This window comes from Paraburkholderia sp. RL17-373-BIF-A, from assembly GCF_046030175.1.
Taxonomy (GTDB): domain Bacteria; phylum Pseudomonadota; class Gammaproteobacteria; order Burkholderiales; family Burkholderiaceae; genus Paraburkholderia.
On record NZ_JARESO010000549.1, the window covers coordinates 1 to 243 of the forward strand.

A 243-nucleotide genomic window follows, 5' to 3' on the forward strand; every position below is an offset into this window, starting at 1 on the left:
TACTTCACCGCGACCCCTTCACGAAGTACGCCGTCGCTTTTCGAAGGATCTCGATATCGAGTTTTGCACTGGCAAGTTCCTTCCGGAGTCGGCTGTTCTCCGCCTCCAACTCGTTGATCGGGCGCGTCGATCGCGCGCTCTTCACTTCGTGACTGTCGACTTTGCCACTATCTTCAGCACTGCGGCTGCGTCGACTCCAATTGCCCAAGGTTGCCACGGGCACTCCGAGCCTACGCGCGGCTT

1 pseudogene is annotated in these 243 nt (G+C 58.8%); it reads right to left on the minus strand.

What is annotated here, in order from left to right:
* Window positions 1-243: pseudogene (locus tag P0D80_RS51715) on the minus strand (transposase); the annotation flags it as partial.